The 16,267-nt window shown below is 57.1% G+C and carries 13 protein-coding genes; 10 read left to right on the plus strand and 3 right to left on the minus strand.

Translation table 11 applies throughout. The annotated features are described in order from the left end of the window. Positions 1-98: 98 nt before the first annotated feature. Positions 99-1,331, minus strand: a complete 1,233-nt coding sequence (locus CCHOA_RS01615) for an amidohydrolase family protein (RefSeq protein WP_123926079.1) — start codon at positions 1,329-1,331, stop codon at positions 99-101. 396 nt (positions 1,332-1,727) lie between these two features. Here CCHOA_RS01615 and CCHOA_RS01620 point away from each other — a divergent pair, with 396 nt between their 5' ends. Further along, positions 1,728-3,467: a pyruvate dehydrogenase gene (locus CCHOA_RS01620; protein ID WP_123926081.1), complete on the plus strand. Its 1,740-nt coding sequence runs from the start codon at positions 1,728-1,730 to the stop codon at positions 3,465-3,467. Here CCHOA_RS01620 and CCHOA_RS01625 read toward each other — a convergent pair. Beyond that, positions 3,464-3,712, minus strand: coding sequence for a hypothetical protein (locus CCHOA_RS01625; protein WP_123926083.1), 249 nt, complete (start codon positions 3,710-3,712; stop codon positions 3,464-3,466). The two genes, CCHOA_RS01620 and CCHOA_RS01625, sit on opposite strands and share 4 nt — an antisense overlap. Before the next feature lie 427 nt (positions 3,713-4,139). Between CCHOA_RS01625 and CCHOA_RS01630 the strand changes: the two genes are divergently transcribed. After that, entirely contained in the window at positions 4,140-4,856 is a 717-nt protein-coding gene (locus CCHOA_RS01630; RefSeq protein ID WP_123926085.1) for a response regulator transcription factor, read from the plus strand. An 18-nt stretch (positions 4,857-4,874) separates the two neighbouring features. Here CCHOA_RS01630 and CCHOA_RS10995 read toward each other — a convergent pair whose 3' ends face one another. Beyond that, positions 4,875-5,003 carry a hypothetical protein gene (locus CCHOA_RS10995; protein WP_281273276.1) on the minus strand — a complete coding sequence of 43 codons (129 nt, stop codon included), beginning with the start codon at positions 5,001-5,003 and terminating at the stop codon, positions 4,875-4,877. Between the two features lie 71 nt (positions 5,004-5,074). Between CCHOA_RS10995 and CCHOA_RS01635 the strand changes: the two genes are divergently transcribed. From CCHOA_RS01635 to CCHOA_RS01670, 8 genes are all read left to right on the plus strand, one after another. After that, positions 5,075-6,670 (plus strand): sensor histidine kinase, encoded by a 1,596-nt coding sequence (locus CCHOA_RS01635; protein ID WP_245992164.1) that lies wholly within the window; start codon positions 5,075-5,077, stop codon positions 6,668-6,670. A 653-nt stretch (positions 6,671-7,323) separates the two neighbouring features. Then, complete coding sequence (locus CCHOA_RS01640) at positions 7,324-8,655, plus strand: ABC transporter substrate-binding protein (RefSeq protein WP_123926087.1); 1,332 nt, start codon at positions 7,324-7,326, stop codon at positions 8,653-8,655. A 433-nt stretch (positions 8,656-9,088) separates the two neighbouring features. Further along, positions 9,089-9,937, plus strand: coding sequence for a carbohydrate ABC transporter permease (locus CCHOA_RS01645; RefSeq protein WP_123926089.1), 849 nt, complete (start codon positions 9,089-9,091; stop codon positions 9,935-9,937). A gap of 1 nt (position 9,938) precedes the next feature. Beyond that, positions 9,939-10,844, plus strand: coding sequence for a carbohydrate ABC transporter permease (locus CCHOA_RS01650; protein ID WP_123926091.1), 906 nt, complete (start codon positions 9,939-9,941; stop codon positions 10,842-10,844). Positions 10,845-11,080: 236 nt separating this feature from the next. Continuing rightward, entirely contained in the window at positions 11,081-12,169 is a 1,089-nt protein-coding gene (locus CCHOA_RS01655; RefSeq protein ID WP_123926094.1) for a LacI family DNA-binding transcriptional regulator, read from the plus strand. 228 nt (positions 12,170-12,397) lie between these two features. After that, positions 12,398-13,081: a DUF624 domain-containing protein gene (locus CCHOA_RS01660; RefSeq protein WP_123926096.1), complete on the plus strand. Its 684-nt coding sequence runs from the start codon at positions 12,398-12,400 to the stop codon at positions 13,079-13,081. Positions 13,082-13,276: 195 nt separating this feature from the next. Beyond that, complete coding sequence (locus CCHOA_RS01665; RefSeq protein WP_123926098.1) at positions 13,277-15,079, plus strand: chorismate-binding protein; 1,803 nt, start codon at positions 13,277-13,279, stop codon at positions 15,077-15,079. 271 nt (positions 15,080-15,350) lie between these two features. Then, a complete protein-coding gene (locus tag CCHOA_RS01670; protein ID WP_123926100.1) occupies positions 15,351-16,091 on the plus strand; it encodes an aminotransferase class IV in 741 nt (246 codons plus the stop codon). Positions 16,092-16,267: the final 176 nt, after the last annotated feature.

A 16,267-nucleotide genomic window follows, 5' to 3' on the forward strand; every position in this document is an offset into this window, starting at 1 on the left:
CCCTGAGAAAACCGGCAACAAAAAAGCGCCCGGCGCGCCAGGCGCTGCAACACCCCCACTATCCCTTGCTTGCTGGGTGTGTTGCCTGTCGGCCTGGGTTATTCGACAAGACTTCCGTCGCGGGCAACGACTGTGCCACGGTGGATGACGATCCGCCCGGTTGGACAGTCCATCACCGCGGAAGTCACGGTTTCCGCGTCAAGAATAAGCAGATCAGCTGGTGCCCCAACCGTGATTCCTCGATTCGCGAGTGCCGCGGCTGAGAAGTAGCGTGGATTGTTGATTTGTTTGCCGCCCACAGAAGCCACCGCATAGGCGTGTTCAATATCGGCATCTGCCCGATAATTGGAGCAAAACGCCAGTTGCCAGGTGCGGCGGAGCATGTCACCGTCGCCGTATGGGCTCCAATAGTCGCGGGTACCGTCTTGTCCTACACCGACGCGAATGCCAAAGTCACGCAACCTATTGAGATCTATGGTGCGGCCAGGTGGGGCAACTGTGGTCACCGCAATATCTGCTTCGGCGAGCTGTTCTAGCAAATGTTGGGTTTGGGCAGGTGATGGCTGGGTGACGAGGGCAAAGGCGTGGGAGATGGTGACCCGGCCGTGCATGTGCAGGGCGCGGGTTCGTTCCGCAATGAGTTCCATGCTAAAAGCACCTAAGGTGCCGCTCTCGTGGAGATGAATATCGACATCTTTGTCGTAGCGCTCCGCTAAGTCGAAGATACAGTCGAGCTGTGCGACTGGGTCACGGTCGAAAGCACAGGGATCAATACCGCCGATACAGTCCGCGCCTTCTTCCAGGGCAGCCGCCAGTAACGCTGTGGTGCCAGGAGAACGGATTACCCCGGCTTGAGGGAAGGCCACAATCCGGACATCTGCCCGATGCTGGTGGTGTTCCCGGGCGGCTAACACTCCGTGGAATCGGTCGAGTTTGGATTGCGGATCAATTTGGGCGTGGCTGGTGATGGTTGTTGCCCCAGCGGCGATCGTGGTGCCTAGGGTGTGGGTTGCCCGCCAGGTGACGTCCTTTTCGGCGCTGCGCCAGTTGGCAAGATCATTATCGACGAGAGATTCAAGGGTGCGGCCTGCCGTGTGTGGACGAAATGGGAGGCCGAGCCGGGTCGAGTCAAGATGGGCGTGCACATCACTCAAACTGGGAACAATGACTCCGCCGCCGCCGTCAAGTATTTCGGTGCCGGTCGGTGGTTGAGCATTGACAGGATCATGTGGCCTAATCGCACAGATCACGCCGTCGCTGATAGTGATATCGCAAGCAGGGGTATCAGGGGTGCGCGCCCACGGCCGCACGCGGGTGATGAACAAGTCCATAGTGCTTCGTAAGTGTAAAAGATTGGGCGGGCTGCCGCGGAAGCAACCTGTTGCTGCCGAATAATTCTTAAGGTAGTACCCCCAAGGGTTGTTTCGTTGGGTTATCGGGGGCGGGGCAGGTGGTGAAAAAATGACCGCCGTCGCCGGGGGAAGTCGCTGCCCGGTGGTAGCAGATGAACGGAAACGTACTACTAAACCGGGTTGTGGCAGTGCTGTCGCCGCCAACACAATGAACTTTGTGTTTGACTAGAAGGGGAAACGACAGCAGCAGCTGGCAACTGGACGCCTGCTGGTCGCGGAGAGTGCGTGCCGTGCAGGGTGTTGTTGGTGTAACGATCACCAAGGAGTGGGGTTGCTGGCGCTGCACCGAGAAAAAAGAAAGCTTGACGAACAATCATGGCGAAAAACTTTGCCCACCAGTTGGTGGAAACCCTGGAGAAGCTCGGGGTAAAACGAATCTATGGGTTAACCGGTGACTCACTCAACCCGATCACCGATGCGGTCACCCAGTCGTCAATCGAATGGGTGCATGTGCGCAACGAGGAGGCGGCGGCTTTTGCCGCCGGTGCCGACTCGCTGGCTACCGGTGAGCTGGCAGTGTGTGCCGGGTCGTGCGGTCCTGGCAATCTGCACCTGATCCAGGGGCTTTATGACGCCCACCGGAATGGGGCGAAGGTGTTGGCGATTGCTTCCCATATTCCTTCCCGCCAGATCGGCTCGCATTTCTTCCAGGAAACCCATCCCACCCAGGTGTTCCAGGAATGCTCAAGCTACTGCGAACTCGTCAACTCGGCGGAGCAGGGTGCAGTGGTGTTGCATCATGCCCTGCAGTCGACGATGGCGGGCAACGGGGTGTCGGTGCTGGTGGTTCCGGGTGATGTGACCACCCAAGACGCGGTGGATACCCCGATTCTTGAATCGGCTATTGCCGTTGATAAGCCAGTGGTCTATCCCAATCCGACAGCTGCAGCACAGCTGGTTGAGGCGATCAACAAGGCTGAAAAAGTTGCCCTGTTCTGTGGGGTAGGGGCGGCTCACGCCCGTGAGGAAGTGCTTGCTCTCGCAGCGAAACTCAATGCGCCGGTTGGTCACGCATTGGGCGGAAAAATGGCTATTCAGCCAGGTAACCCGTTTGATGTTGGCATGTCAGGGCTGCTTGGCTACGGCGCCTGCTATGACGCCTGTCATGAGGCCGATCTGCTGATTTTGTTGGGCACCGATTTCCCATACAACACCTTCTTGCCGACAAAGCATGTCGCCCAGATTGACATTAATGCCAATGCAATCGGTCGCCGCACAAAAATCAGTCATCCGATTGTGGCTGATGTGGCAGCAACCATTGAAAATATTCTGCCGCATGTGGAGCAGAAAACTGACCGAAGCTTCCTCGATTCAATGCTGAAACTGCATGAAAAGAAGCTGCGCGACGTGATTGAGGCTTACACCAAGGGTGTAGAGAACCACACCCCAATTCATCCCGAATATGCTGCCCGGCTCATCGACGAGCTAGCAGCCGATGATGCAATATTTACCGCCGATACCGGCATGTGTAACGTCTGGTCGGCGCGCTATATCACCAACGATTCTTTGCAGCGGCAACTTATCGGCTCGTTTAGGCATGGCACAATGGCCAACGCGTTACCGCAGGCGATCGGCGCACAGATGGCCTATCCACACCGGCAGGTGGTGTCCTTTAGCGGTGACGGCGGGCTGGGCATGCTGCTGGGTGAGCTGCTTACGGTGAAACTCCACAACCTGCCGGTAAAGATTTTCTGCTTCAACAATTCGTCGCTTGGCATGGTGAAGCTTGAAATGCTCGTTGAAGGGTTACCTGAGTCGCAGACCGACCATGAACATGTCGACTATGCGGCGATTGCTGCAGGATGCGGAATCAAAGCGATCCGGGTGACCGATCCAGCCCAGCTGCAGTCGAGTATTGCGGAAGCCTTCGCCCACGACGGTCCGGTGTTGGTTGATATGGTGACCGATCCGAATGCGTTGTCGATTCCGCCGGATATCACCTTCGATCAGATGAAGGGGTTTGCGACTGCTGCGGTACGCACCGTGCTCGAGGGCGGTGTCGGCAAAATGTATGAACTTGCCAAGTCAAACCTGCGCAATATTCCGCGCCCCTAGTATCCGGTCGCGTTGCATACAACCAGCAACCAGCAGCCAAAAATGGTTGAGCCTGCGGGTTGCTGGGCTGTAGCACGACGCAACATTGAACGCCCAGTAATCCCTTCCCCGGTGGTAGCAAACAGCAAGACTGTATCCCCCGGTGGGGAAGACTGGGCGTTTCGCGTTGCAAGGAAAAGATCCTTCAGGCTCATCATCGCTAGGGGATATGGCGTCCCTGGCGCGAGCAGGGGCGAGATGTTCACAGCAATAGTGGCTAATGCGCGGTGATAGTGACGCTGCGCGCATTGTGGCCGGTGCGGAACCTGAAACGATTCGGTTGCGGTAAGCGCAACGAAAACTGTCGTTGTTTTCTACGGTTATTCCCATGCTCCTCCCAGGAAGAGCCGTCATCATAGAGATGCGCATATGCCGCTGTGCACAGGTTGGCTTGCTATGAGTCTCAATCGTCTTTGCAGGACGAAGTCAAGAGTCCGGCACAGATCACCGATGGCGGCAGAATGCGTGGATTAGAATCGAATGGCGTGGATTGGCCACGTCACCTGCTGCCCGTCACCGGACACGAAGCCTTACGGGCTTGCAACGCAATTGGCAGGCGCACACCCGGGAGATGTTTGGGCGTGTCGCGGGCTGGCTGGTTGTGACGGGGCAGGTTGAAGGAAAAGGAGAGCTGTGGCGGCGGAGAAAACCACAGTGTTGGTCTGTGATGATGAGCCCAACATTGTTGAATTGTTGAAAATATCCTTGGAGTTCCAAGGATTCGAGGTGCTGTGTGCTTCCCGCGGGGAGGAAGCGTTAGCGTTAGCGCTCAGCAACCGCCCGGATGCGCTCATCCTTGATGTCATGATGCCCGGTATGGACGGGTTTGAACTGCTCACCCAGCTGCGGCGAAATGAGATTGCTGCCCCGGTGATTTTCCTTACCGCGAAAGACGCTGTAGAGCATCGTATTCATGGTTTGACCTTGGGGGCAGATGACTATGTGACAAAGCCGTTTTCATTGGAGGAAGTCATCACCCGCCTGCGGGTGGTGCTGCGGCGTGGTGCCCCGATTGCTGCCACTGACAGCGTCGATGATCAAGCACTTCACTATGCTGATATCACTCTTAATCCGGCGACCCATGAGGTGACCCGGGCAGGACAATTAGTGGAATTGTCCCCCACAGAGTTCAACTTGTTGCAGTATCTTTTAGAGAACGCCGAGGTTGTCGTGTCCAAGGCGAAGATTTTGGATAATGTGTGGCATTACGACTTTGGCGGGGACGGTAATGTTGTTGAGTCCTATATTTCTTATCTGCGCCGCAAGATTGATGATGGTCATCAGCCGCTGATTCATACAGTTCGCGGAGTGGGATATGTGCTGCGGCAGCCCCGGTCAGGTGACAAATAGCTGAACAACGTTTGCCGATTATGTCTGCAGGCAGGGAGTCGGCAGCATGGTGTGGACAGCCTTGGCATGTGCCTTCCCGACCGGATGATGGTTGCTGATGGGGCTGATCTGCAGGAAGGATTCCACGACAGTGGCCGGAAAGGTCATCTGACTTGGGTTGATCCCTTTTTTCAGTGGGGTTGGTTCACTGGGCTACGGTGCAAGGAGAGGCAGTGTCGATGAGTCACGACAGGGGCGGCAATCCCACAGACCACCAGCCGGAACATCTAGCTGAGTCGCCCGCGGTGGCACCACAGCCCGGGGACGCTGCCAACTCCGCGGCCGGGATTGCACAGTTGCCGCGGGCGCCACATGTCGCGGGTTCGTCGGATGGGACACCAGTACAGCGTTTATCGTTTCGGCAGCGGCTGCACCGGGCGCTACATCCGCGACTGTGGAAACTTCCAACACTGCTGGTGTGTATCGTAGTGCTGCTGTCTGCGGCGGGACTTGTTGCTAGTGCCGGGGCTGTCAATATGACGATGCGGCAAGTTGCAGTGAGCAACATTGATAAAGACCTGCTGATTGCTGCGCATTCGTGGGCGGGTGGACAGCTGTTGCAGCCACTGCCCGCTGAGCATCGGCCGCCGTCAAATTTTTATGTGTATAAAGAAACCGCGGCCGGTGCGATTGTGTATAACGATTCGAATATCAGCCCGGATTTGTCAGCCATCACCGAACTGCAGATACCGGTGACTATTCCTAGTGTGGATGCCGGCCAGCGGTGGGCAAAGTGGCGGGCGTTGGCAATTCAAGATGATCAATCCACCACTGTGGTGGCCATGTCCCTGGAGCCGACCCGGCAGCTCATAGTGTGGCTTACACTGCTGGAAACTCTCATCGGGTTAGTGGTGTTGGTGGCGCTTGCGCTGCTTGCAGCGTTTGTGGTGCGCCGCGCGTTGCGGCCGTTAAAAGAGTTGGAAGATACCGCTACCGCGATTGCGGCCGGTGATCATGAACGACGTGTCCCCACCTGGCCTGCCACCACTGAGGTTGGCCAATTATCGCGGGCGCTGAATGTGATGCTTGCGAAACTCGATATTTCCTTGACCCAGGCGGAAGAAAAAGAAGCCCAAATGCGGCGGTTTGTTGGGGATGCCTCCCATGAGCTGCGGACACCGCTGACGAGTTTGCAAGGCTTCGCTGAACTGTATCGCAGCGGTGCAGTGAGTGATCCGGAGTATTGTCTCACCCGGATTGAGCAGGAAGCACAGCGTATGCGTGCCCTTGTTGAAGATCTGTTGGCGTTAACTCGGGCGGAAGGCCAACCCCTGCAGTTGGCGCCGGTTGATGCGGCCTTGTTAATCGATGATGTGGCGCAGTCGATGCGGGCAGCCTGGCCGGATCGCCGAATCACTGTCACACTTCCCACAGATGACCCTGAATCATTGCAGGTCATCGCTGATAGCGACCGTTTGCGGCAGGTGGTAAACAATATTGTGGCAAACGCTTTAGTGCATGGCGGGTCCCAGGCGCAGGTAACGCTTGCTGTTGAAGCAGTCCCCGAATCAGCATCCCGGCCAGCGGCGGTCGCAATCAAGATTAGTGATGACGGAATCGGAATGGAACAGCACGATGTTGACCATATTTTTGAACGGTTCTATCGGGCTGATACGTCGCGGTGCCGGTCGGCAGTAAACACCGGCAACGGGCTGGGGCTGTCGATTGTGCGTTCGCTGGTATTGGCTCATCATGGTTCGATTGCGGTGCGCTCAGCGGTGGGGGAGGGGTCGACGTTTACCGTCACTATTCCTTGCGAGTTTGTGGCCGGATAAGTGGTGCTGCCGCGGACGATTTTTGCACATCCCCGTGCCAATACTTGCTTCTTGCAGGTAGATGCTGTTTTTCTGGCAGAAAATCTGGTGCTGCGATCGACAGATCCTGAGGTCTTAGGGGATGGGGCGGCTCACGGAAAGCTGCTTGGCGTCGGTGATCACCCAACAAGGAGAGATGGGGCTTGCCTGCGAATAAATAGCGTTCATGGCGCCCCTCGTTGGTGGGAATCCGGGAGCGGCGGTGCTGCTGCTATCGCAGCTCACCGTCGCGCCGCGTTGGTAGGCGGAACTAGTTGCGACGGCTGTGCTATTTACCGCGGTGAGCGCTGTCCCCACCCACCGTATGGTGTGATGATTATCTCCTTCGGAAACGTTTCCGGGAAAAGTCATTGTATTGCAAAAATTTGACTGCTACCGTGGGCAATTAGTCGGAAACGTTTCCGAAACTGGGATTGATGCCCCATGCTGCGGCGGTGGTTCGGGGATTGACTCACCATCCTTGCCGGATACACCCCATCCTGGCAACGCCTACTGGTGTTGTTGTTCATAGCAAGACATGCACAGCGCAACCAGCAGCACGCGCCAACAGTTGGCGCACCACACGATGGCATCATCCTGTTGCAGTATCGATTGAAAAAGAAAGTTCCTGTGTGATGAAACTGACCAAGATCTTGTCGCTGTCCATGGCTGCAGTGCTGGCCACCAGCGGGCTTGCTGCCTGCTCCTCTGATTCCTCTGATGCGGCCGGCGACGGTGCCGGACAGGTGTACTTCCTGAACTGGAAGCCGGAACAAGATGCGGCTTATCAAAAGATTGCTGAAGAGTACACCGCCAAGACTGGTGTGCCGGTCAAGGTAGTTACCGCAGCATCCGGTACCTATGAGCAGACCCTCAAGTCGCAGATCTCCAAGTCGGATGCCCCCACCCTGATTCAGGTCAACGGCCCGGTGGGTCTCGCTTCTTGGCAGAAGTACACCGAAAACCTCACCGACACCGACTTCGCGAAAGCCCTCAACGACCCAGAGCTCGCCCTCAAGGGTGAAGACGGCAATGTCTACGGTGTGCCGCTGGCTGTGGAAGGCTACGGTCTGATCTACAACCAGGAGATCTTCGACAAGTACTTCGCCCTGCCAGGCGCGAAAGCATCCTCAATGGATGAGATCGACGGCTTCCAGAAGCTGAAGGAAGTCGCCGACGACATGCAGGCGAAGAAAGATGAACTGGGAATCGATGGCGTGTTTGCCTCCACGTCTTTGGCAACCGGTGAAGACTGGCGCTGGCAAACCCACCTGTCGAATGTGCCGTTCTACTACGAGTTCAAAGATAACAACGACATGGATCCGGCTGAGGTCGAATTCAAGTACAACGACGAGTTTAAAAACCTCTTCGATCTCTATCTCACCGATTCGACGATCCCTGCCTCCCTTGCCCCCAGCAAGGATGTAGCTTCGTCAATGGCAGAGTTCGCGCTTGGCAAGGCTGCCATGGTACAAAACGGCACCTGGGCTTGGTCGCAGATCTCCGAGATCGACGGCAACACGGTCGCGGAAGAAAACATCAAGTTTATGCCGCTGTACACCGGCCACAACGGGGAAGACAAGCAGGGGCTGTGCATCGGTACCGAAGCATTTATGGCTATCAACGCCAAGGCCAGCGAGGCTGACAAGCAGGCAACCATCGACTTCGTCAACTGGCTGTTCCTCTCCGATGAGGGCAAAGAGCACGTCGTCAACGATCTTGGTTTCATCGCCCCATTCACCAACTACACCGAAGCTGACGTACCAAACGATCCATTGGCCAAGCAGATGGCTGAATCGATGACCAACGGCAACACCAATGTGGTGCCCTGGATCTTCACCGTTTATCCAGGCCAGGCGTTTAAGAATGCCTTTGGTCAGGCACTCGGCCAGTATGCTGCCGGCAACATGGAATGGTCGGAAGTTGTCGACACTGTGAAGGAAAACTGGGCGGCGGAAAAGAAGTAAGCCTGTCCACCTGCACAGCAGCGCAGATGAGTAGCTGGGTCAACAGTTGCCAAGGGGGTGAGCTTCGGCGTTGCCCAGCACACCCCCGCCCAGCCACCTTCCCTGTTCGGTTACGCTGTGCATCCCTTGGCAACCGTGAACTACCGACTTGTGTATTCCCTCATGTGTACTCCCACCTGGGTGAGCCAAGTCGGTGGTGGCGGTGATCCGGCATGTACCAATTCGGCAGTTGCCGCCGGGGTAGGCCACCGACGACTGCCACATAATACTGATTTCGCTTATTGCTCCCACCGTCAATCCCACTACACAAGGGTAGGAAGCCTGGCACCGGCCGCACCGCTCCACTGCAGGTGCGACGCTACTCCAAGTTTCTTCACCCCCAACACAGTGGGCACTGGCGTGTGGCTTTCCACCACCACTTCTAGGGAAAATCATGAGATCCAACCTCAAATATTATTTCCCGGTGTTCGTGCTGCCGACGCTGTTGGCGTTTGCGATCGCATTTCTTGTGCCGTTTTTCGTCGGCCTATTCTTAAGTTTCTGCGATTTCACTACGATCACCGACGCGGAATGGGTCGGCGTCCAAAATTATGTCGACGCCCTCACCGACACCCGCTCCGGATTTGTTGATAGTTTCATCTTCACCGCCATGGTTGTGGTGGTCTCTATTGTCACCGTCAACATCATCGCCTTCTCGATTGCTTGGGTGCTCACCTTAAAGCTCAAGGGCACAAACTTTTTCCGCACCGTGTTTTTTATGCCGAACCTGATCGGCGGCATTGTGCTCGGCTACACCTGGCAGGTGATCATTAACGCGATCCTTGCGAAATATGCCACGACCATCATTGCCGACTGGAAATACGGCTATATCGGCATGATCATCCTCATCAACTGGCAGCTCATCGGCTACATGATGATTATCTACATTGCCGGTCTGCAAAATGTGCCGCCAGAACTTATCGAAGCCGCAGAGCTCGACGGGGCTGGCCGCTGGACAGTGTTGCGGCACGTCACCATTCCGATGGTGATGCCGTCAATCACCATTTGTTTGTTCCTCACCCTGGCGAACACCTTCAAGCTGTACGACCAGAACTTGGCGCTGACCAATGGTGCCCCGCAAAATAAAACCGAAATGGTGGCTTTGAACATTGTGAACACGATGTTCTTCCGCATCGGTGAAGAGGGTGTTGGCCAAGCCAAGGCTGTGATCTTCGTGGTCATTGTGGTGGCAATCGCCATGTTCCAGATTCGCGCGACCCGCGGCCGGGAGGTTGAAGCCTAACATGTCTACGCCACAAACCACGCCGAAAAAGCGGCTTTCAACAAAGGCGAAGGCCACCGAAAAATATCAGGTCGGCACCGCTGCAAAGATCATCATCTACGCCATTTTGGTGCTGCTCACCTTGGTGTTCCTCGGTCCGATCTTCTTTATTCTGCTGAACTCGTTTAAGTCGAAGTTCTCCATCGCCGATCAGCCATTTGTGCTGCCCACCGGGGATATGTTCGTCGGCTGGGAGAACTACATCACCGGCCTGCAGCTGTCTGGGTTCGCCTCAGCGATTTTCTGGTCGTTTTTTATCACGATCTGTTCGGTGATCGTCATTGTGTTCTTCTGCGCAATGACCGCCTACTACATCACCCGGGTGAAAACCTGGTGGACTACCGCCCTGTATTACATGTTTGTGTTCTCTATGGTGGTGCCGTTCCAAATGGTGATGTTCCCGACGGTGAAAATCTCTGACATGCTGCATCTTGGTAACCCGTGGGGCATTGTGGTGCTCTATCTCGGGTTTGGTGCTGGCCTGTCGGTGTTTATGTATTCCGGTTTCATCAAATCCATCCCCTTAGAGATCGAAGAAGCAGCCATGATTGATGGCTGTAATCCGATCCAAACCTATTTCCGGATTGTGATGCCGATGCTGAAGCCAACCGCGATCACGGTCGCCATTTTGAACACCATGTGGGTGTGGAATGACTTCCTGCTGCCATATTTGGTTATCGGGTTGTCCCGCCCGGAGTATCGCACTATTCCGGTGGTGGTGCAGTTCTTGGTCGGCTCGAACGGTAACCGCGATATCGGCGCGCTGATGGCGATGCTGGTGCTGGCCATTATTCCAATCGTGGTGTTTTATATCGCCGCCCAGCGCTACATTATTGAAGGTGTCGCCGCCGGTGCCGTGAAGGGCTAGTAACCCTCAAGGAAAAAACTCATCAGGGATAAACACTGCACTGTCCCACTACTGCCCTTTAGGTTTGCTTCCCAGCTCCGAAGTTCGTATGCAGCGCGGGCGATCTGCTCTCTGATCGCTTGCGCTGTCATGCTGTCGGCAGTCTATTTTGCGCAGCACACTGTTGCACAGGGCGTTGTGTGCTGCTGCCAAGCAGAAGTGGGGTGGCTAAGGGTTTGTGGGTGCTTACAGGGTGGATGGTGCAGAAGAACAACATTGCGGGAAGAAAAGGCGGGTCAATGGTGATGCGGAGTGCAGCTAAAGCGGTAACAATCCGGGATATTGCGCTGGCATCCGGGGTGGGGGTGACGACCGTGTCACGGGCGTTGAATAACAGTCCCGGGATCGCCCCAGAGACCCGTGCCCGGGTGCTGGCGGAAGCCACCCGGTTGAACTATCAGCCGAATATGTACGCCAAGTCGCTTCGCGCCGCCGACGCCCGCACCGTCGCGGTGGTAGTCAAAGGGCCGTCGAATCCGTTTTTTCAACTGCTCTACGACGATCTTGAACAGCTGTTGCGCGGTAATGATTGTACTGTCAGCCTGTTTCGGGCAAGTCACGATGCAGACGAGTTTGCTCAGGCGCGCGAAATTTGTTCCCGCTATCAGCCGGCAGCAGTACTGTTTTTAGGTGGTGGCGTCGCCGGAAAAGCAGCACCTAGTCTGCCCGTGCCGTCGGTGGTGGCAACAGCCCCGGCGTGGCCAACGAACGACACGGTGAGTGTGCGGATAGATGATCGGCGCGCAGTCGCCGATGTGGTTGATCATCTCGTGGCGATGGGCCATGAACACATTGCGTTGCTTTCCACGGATGAAAATCCGGGCACGGTCGGCGGTATTCGGCGCAGTGCTTTCGTGGAGCGGATGGCTCACTATGGTTTGCATGTGCCCAGCCAGCATATTGTTACCGCCCCGTTGAAACATCGCCCATATTCTTTTGACTACGGCTACCAGTTGGGGAAGGCCTGCACCGAGCAGGCTGCGTCCTGCACTGCTGTGGTGGGGTCATCGGATGTGTTGGCACTAGGGGCGATGCGGGCCTTGCATGATCAGGGGATTTCCTGCCCGGATGATATCGCGATTACTGGTTTTGATGGCTTGGATGTGGCGCGTTGCACGATTCCAACATTGACTACGATCGATCAGCCAGTGCAGGCTATTGCTGCGAGTTGTGTGTCGAATTTGACTGGGCTGATTGCCGGGCGGAAGGTGCCGAAAGAAACTACGCTGCGCGGTTCGTTGCGGCTTGGTGAATCGACAGCGAAACCCCCACGGGTGCGACGATAATACTGTTACACAGTGTCGCAGTGGCACTCCAGCGACACCATGGCCACCTGACCTCTCGGCGAGACGGTCACACAGTGGCACGGTCGCACTATTGCATGGTGCACGATTGTACGAGTGTGTGCCGGCAGTGGTGCACAGCAGCTGCCTGGGCAGGCCAGTGGGACAAGCTAGTGTGCCGCCTGGTGATCGTGGGCGTTGCAGAACACATAAGCGCTGCTGCAGGTGGAAATGTACCGCCTGCAGGTGGTGGTAGAACGAAAGGATCCGGCGGTGAAGGGACTGCTTGATATTGATGGTGGGCTGTATGCGGCCTTGCAGCTATTCGCCGAGATCGTGCTGCTCAATCTATTAATGGTCATTGGGCTGTGTTCGATAGTGTGCGGTGGGGCAGGGATTACTGCCAGTTTCGCGGTCGTGCACACCCGCCTGAATGGGAATAGTTCGCCCCTGTTTGCCACGTTTATGCAGGCGCTGCGACGAACATGGTTGCGTGCTATTGCCCCGTGGCTGGTGATAGTGGCCATCACCCTGATCGCCCTCTGGGAGCTTGCCCTGCTGGCGAGTTTGCCGATGAGTCTGGCCACCCAGGCTGGCCGGGCGTTAGTGATTGTCGCCTATTTGGTGGCTGTTGCTTGTGTGGTTTGGTATTGCTGCTTGTTAAGCGCAGACGTGCACAATGCTTCGGTGCGGGAGCTTGCCCGACAGGCGATGGTGACCACCATTGTGCAGCTGCCCCGCACCGCGCTGGTGGTGTTGGTGGTGATCGTGCCAGTGGTGGTGGCCGCGATCTCGCTGCCGTGGGCGCTTCGCCTGGTCGGATTCTATTTGGTTGTGGGTATCGGCTTGTCGGTGTATCTGCAAGGCCTTGCCACCCATGCGGTGCTGTACCCGCGACCTGAAAGCAGGGCCTGACAACCCGATGGGGCAACAGTATGCATCCCCACATTGGGATGGGTGGCAACGAAGTCACCAGGAAAGATGTGTCCCTGGGGAGGGGGATGATCCCTAGGGGTGAGGGATGGTTGCTTGCGCGTGGGGATTGCGCCGCGGGTGCCTGGGTGGTGGCGATAGGGAAAGCTGTCTGGGGGATGCTTACACTGATATGTCATGGGATCTGCACCACACGATGCAAGCTTGACTATGCGCACTCTACCCGCGCAAGCAGGCGGCATTACCGTTGCGTTTATCGACAATGAGGATTCATTCTCAAGGCTGCTGCTTGATGCGATCTGGCAGGCAATAGGGGTGACACCAGTGGTTATTCCCCGCACCATGCAACCGGATCAGGCACGAGATACACTCGCGCAAGCCGATGTGATTGTGGTGGGGCCAGGCCCTGGCCATCCCGCCAATCCCGCGGATGTGGGAATCAGTGCACTGGCACTCACAGTGGGGAAACCCGTAGTGGGGGTGTGTTTAGGGCATCAGCTCATCGCGTTGCAGGCAGGGGCAACAGTCAGCCGCGCAGCCTTCCCGCAACACGGGGTATCTTCCAAGATTCAACACCATCACACCGGGGTGTTTGCTGGGATAGCAAACCCGATGACAGTGATGCGTTACCATTCGCTGGACGTGACCATCGATGATGATTCCCTGCCCTTGGAGGTGCTAGCAACTGCCGCCGATGGCACAGTGATGATGCTGCGACACACCGAACTTCCCCAGTGGGGTATGCAATTTCACCCGGAATCCTTCGGCACCCCGCAGGGAACCCTGCTGCTGCGCAATGTGCTGCTGCAAGCCCTGGGCGTCGACCGGTGGCCGGATACCTATCCGGCCGCAGCCTGGCTCGAATTCGCCAACCACACCCTGCTTGCCGCAGGCACACAACTGCTCAGCGCAGCAGAAGTGCAACAGCGCCGCACCACACCACCGGCCGATCCACCATGGATTGTTGCCCTATCCTATGAGGCAACCGAATTACACGACGGTGGCGCACTCACCGGTCCGGTCTGCGGGTTTATCCCTTCCCGCTGGATATCCTTTCCGGGACGCCGCGCCATCGACCCGGATCCGATCCTGCCGCCGCCACTGGTTGACGCCCCACAGTTACGCACCAACCAGCACACCTATGAGCAGCAAGTCCGTTCCTGCCAAGAACATATCGCTGCGGGGGACGCCTATGAGCTGTGCCTGACCACCGCAGTCACCGGACAGTTCACCACCACCGACAGCGACCGCCACCAGTGGATGCAGCGCGCCTGGCAGCTCTACCGGCGGGTGCGGCAGCTTACCGATGCACCATTTACCGGAATTTTGACTATTGCGGAATCCTCCAACCCACCGCTGGGGATCATCTCCGCAAGCCCGGAACGATTCCTGTGTGTTGACAACGACACCGTAATCACCCAACCAATGAAAGGCACTCGCCCCCGGGGCGCTACCCCTGCCCAAGACGCCGCATTGCGTGCGGAGCTGGCAGCAAGTGAAAAAGACCGGGCAGAAAACATGATGATTGTTGATGTGTTGCGCAATGATGTGTTGCGCTCCTGCGCGCCGGGCAGTGTTACCGTCCCCGCCCTGCAGGAGGTGCACACCTTCACCCATTGGCATCAGATGATCTCTACGATCACCGGCAGACTCACCACCACCCCGCTGCAGGCGGTGGTGCAAGCATTCCCTGGTGGATCGATGACCGGGGCGCCAAAACAGCGCGCCATGCAGCTGCTTGCCGCTATCGAAGGGCACCCCCGCGGCTGGTATTCCGGCGCATTAGGCTATCTTGGTGTCGATCGCAGCGATGTGGCGATGCTCATCCGCACCCTGGTGATCACCGGTGACAGCTTCACCTATGGTGCCGGTGGGGCAGTGACTAGGCTCTCTGACCCTGCAGAGGAGTTCGCCGAAGTCCAGGCCAAACTGTACTTCCTTGAAAAGCTGTTAGCTGCCCCCATCACCACAGCGCCGTAAATCACCTGCCGAGTGTTCACTTTTTCCGCGAGTGTTCACTTATTCTCCGAGATCTTTCCACATCCCGGCGGATCACAGGTGTTTGCAGGTCACCGGCGCTGCCGGTCGAAGTGCCGGGCCCTTACAGTGCCTGCACCGGCATTCCGCGGCACGGCATACCCTTATTTCAGGCGTTGCCGTGCAGCTGTGCACCAATAATTCGGTGTGCTGCCAAGATCAGCGCACCCCTTGGTTTTGCAAGTTGTTCTTTTCCACCCCTAGGAGCTACGACGTGGCCGCTCATCTGCCCGCGGTGATGACCTCATTCCGGATGATCAACAACCGGGTATGTAATTTCCCCGCACACCTCACCCGGCTGGCAGCCCACCGCGAATTGAGCCGCGAAGATGAACACCACATTCGCTTAGAACTGCTGCGGCTAGGACCTGCCGCCAGCAATCCGAAAGTGGAATATCAACCGGCAACCGGTAATTTTGTGGTGACCCGGCGGCCGGATCGCCCAATACCTGACACGCTGACCCTGTGGGGGCATCCCATCACCGATCAACGAATAGCCCCCACGGTGAAAGGCCCCGATCTCATGTGGTTGGCCGGATGCCAGGCACAAGCCCGTCGACATCACAGCGACGAGGCGCTCCTCTGCGATGACCAGGGTTTTATCGTGGAAGCCAACTATGCCAGCATTGTGTGTTTCACCGGGCCAGATACGATCACTATCTCCGGGCATCCAAGGGCTCTTGCCTCAACCACACTGCCGGCAGTGGTGCATTATCTCACCGGGCACGGCTATCAAGTGGACACTGCCGTCGACGGTCTGCAGCTTGCGCAATTACGGGCTCACCCAGTGTGGCTCATCAATGCGTTTGCTGGGGTACGGGAAGTCACCCATTGGCGGGAATATGCCACCACTGCGGCGGCCCCCAGACTCACCAGCCCCTCGACGATGATTCACCACACCGCCGTGAACCGGTGGTTGTGGCGCAATGCCCAGTCAGTTGCCCCGACCATGTAACCACCGGGGAACAGATACCGCTCGGGCTGTAACACCTCCGCCCCAGATAGCGACCCGAAGCTTTCTTTCACAAAGGGTAAACGTGCTGCAGGTGCCCACCACGGCGGTGCTCATACGCCCACCACGGCGTGCTCAGCGATGTGCCGGACGCGGCGCCTGCCCCGGGTGCTGGAAAT

It is taken from the genome of Corynebacterium choanae (genome assembly GCF_003813965.1).
Taxonomy (GTDB): Bacteria; Actinomycetota; Actinomycetes; order Mycobacteriales; family Mycobacteriaceae; genus Corynebacterium; species Corynebacterium choanae.

Bases quoted from the DNA above. Each gene is read 5' to 3' on its own strand.
- CCHOA_RS01620 (WP_123926081.1), top strand. From the start codon at position 1,728: ATGGCGAAAAACTTTGCCCACCAGTTGGTGGAAACCCTGGAGAAGCTC.
- CCHOA_RS01665 (WP_123926098.1), top strand. From the start codon at position 13,277: ATGGGATCTGCACCACACGATGCAAGCTTGACTATGCGCACTCTACCC.
- CCHOA_RS01615 (WP_123926079.1), bottom strand. From the start codon at position 1,331: ATGGACTTGTTCATCACCCGCGTGCGGCCGTGGGCGCGCACCCCTGAT.
- CCHOA_RS01635 (WP_245992164.1), top strand. From the start codon at position 5,075: ATGAGTCACGACAGGGGCGGCAATCCCACAGACCACCAGCCGGAACAT.
- CCHOA_RS01645 (WP_123926089.1), top strand. From the start codon at position 9,089: ATGAGATCCAACCTCAAATATTATTTCCCGGTGTTCGTGCTGCCGACG.
- CCHOA_RS01650 (WP_123926091.1), top strand. From the start codon at position 9,939: ATGTCTACGCCACAAACCACGCCGAAAAAGCGGCTTTCAACAAAGGCG.
- CCHOA_RS10995 (WP_281273276.1), bottom strand. From the start codon at position 5,003: ATGACCTTTCCGGCCACTGTCGTGGAATCCTTCCTGCAGATCAGCCCC.
- CCHOA_RS01660 (WP_123926096.1), top strand. From the start codon at position 12,398: ATGTACCGCCTGCAGGTGGTGGTAGAACGAAAGGATCCGGCGGTGAAG.
- CCHOA_RS01640 (WP_123926087.1), top strand. From the start codon at position 7,324: ATGAAACTGACCAAGATCTTGTCGCTGTCCATGGCTGCAGTGCTGGCC.
- CCHOA_RS01655 (WP_123926094.1), top strand. From the start codon at position 11,081: ATGGTGCAGAAGAACAACATTGCGGGAAGAAAAGGCGGGTCAATGGTG.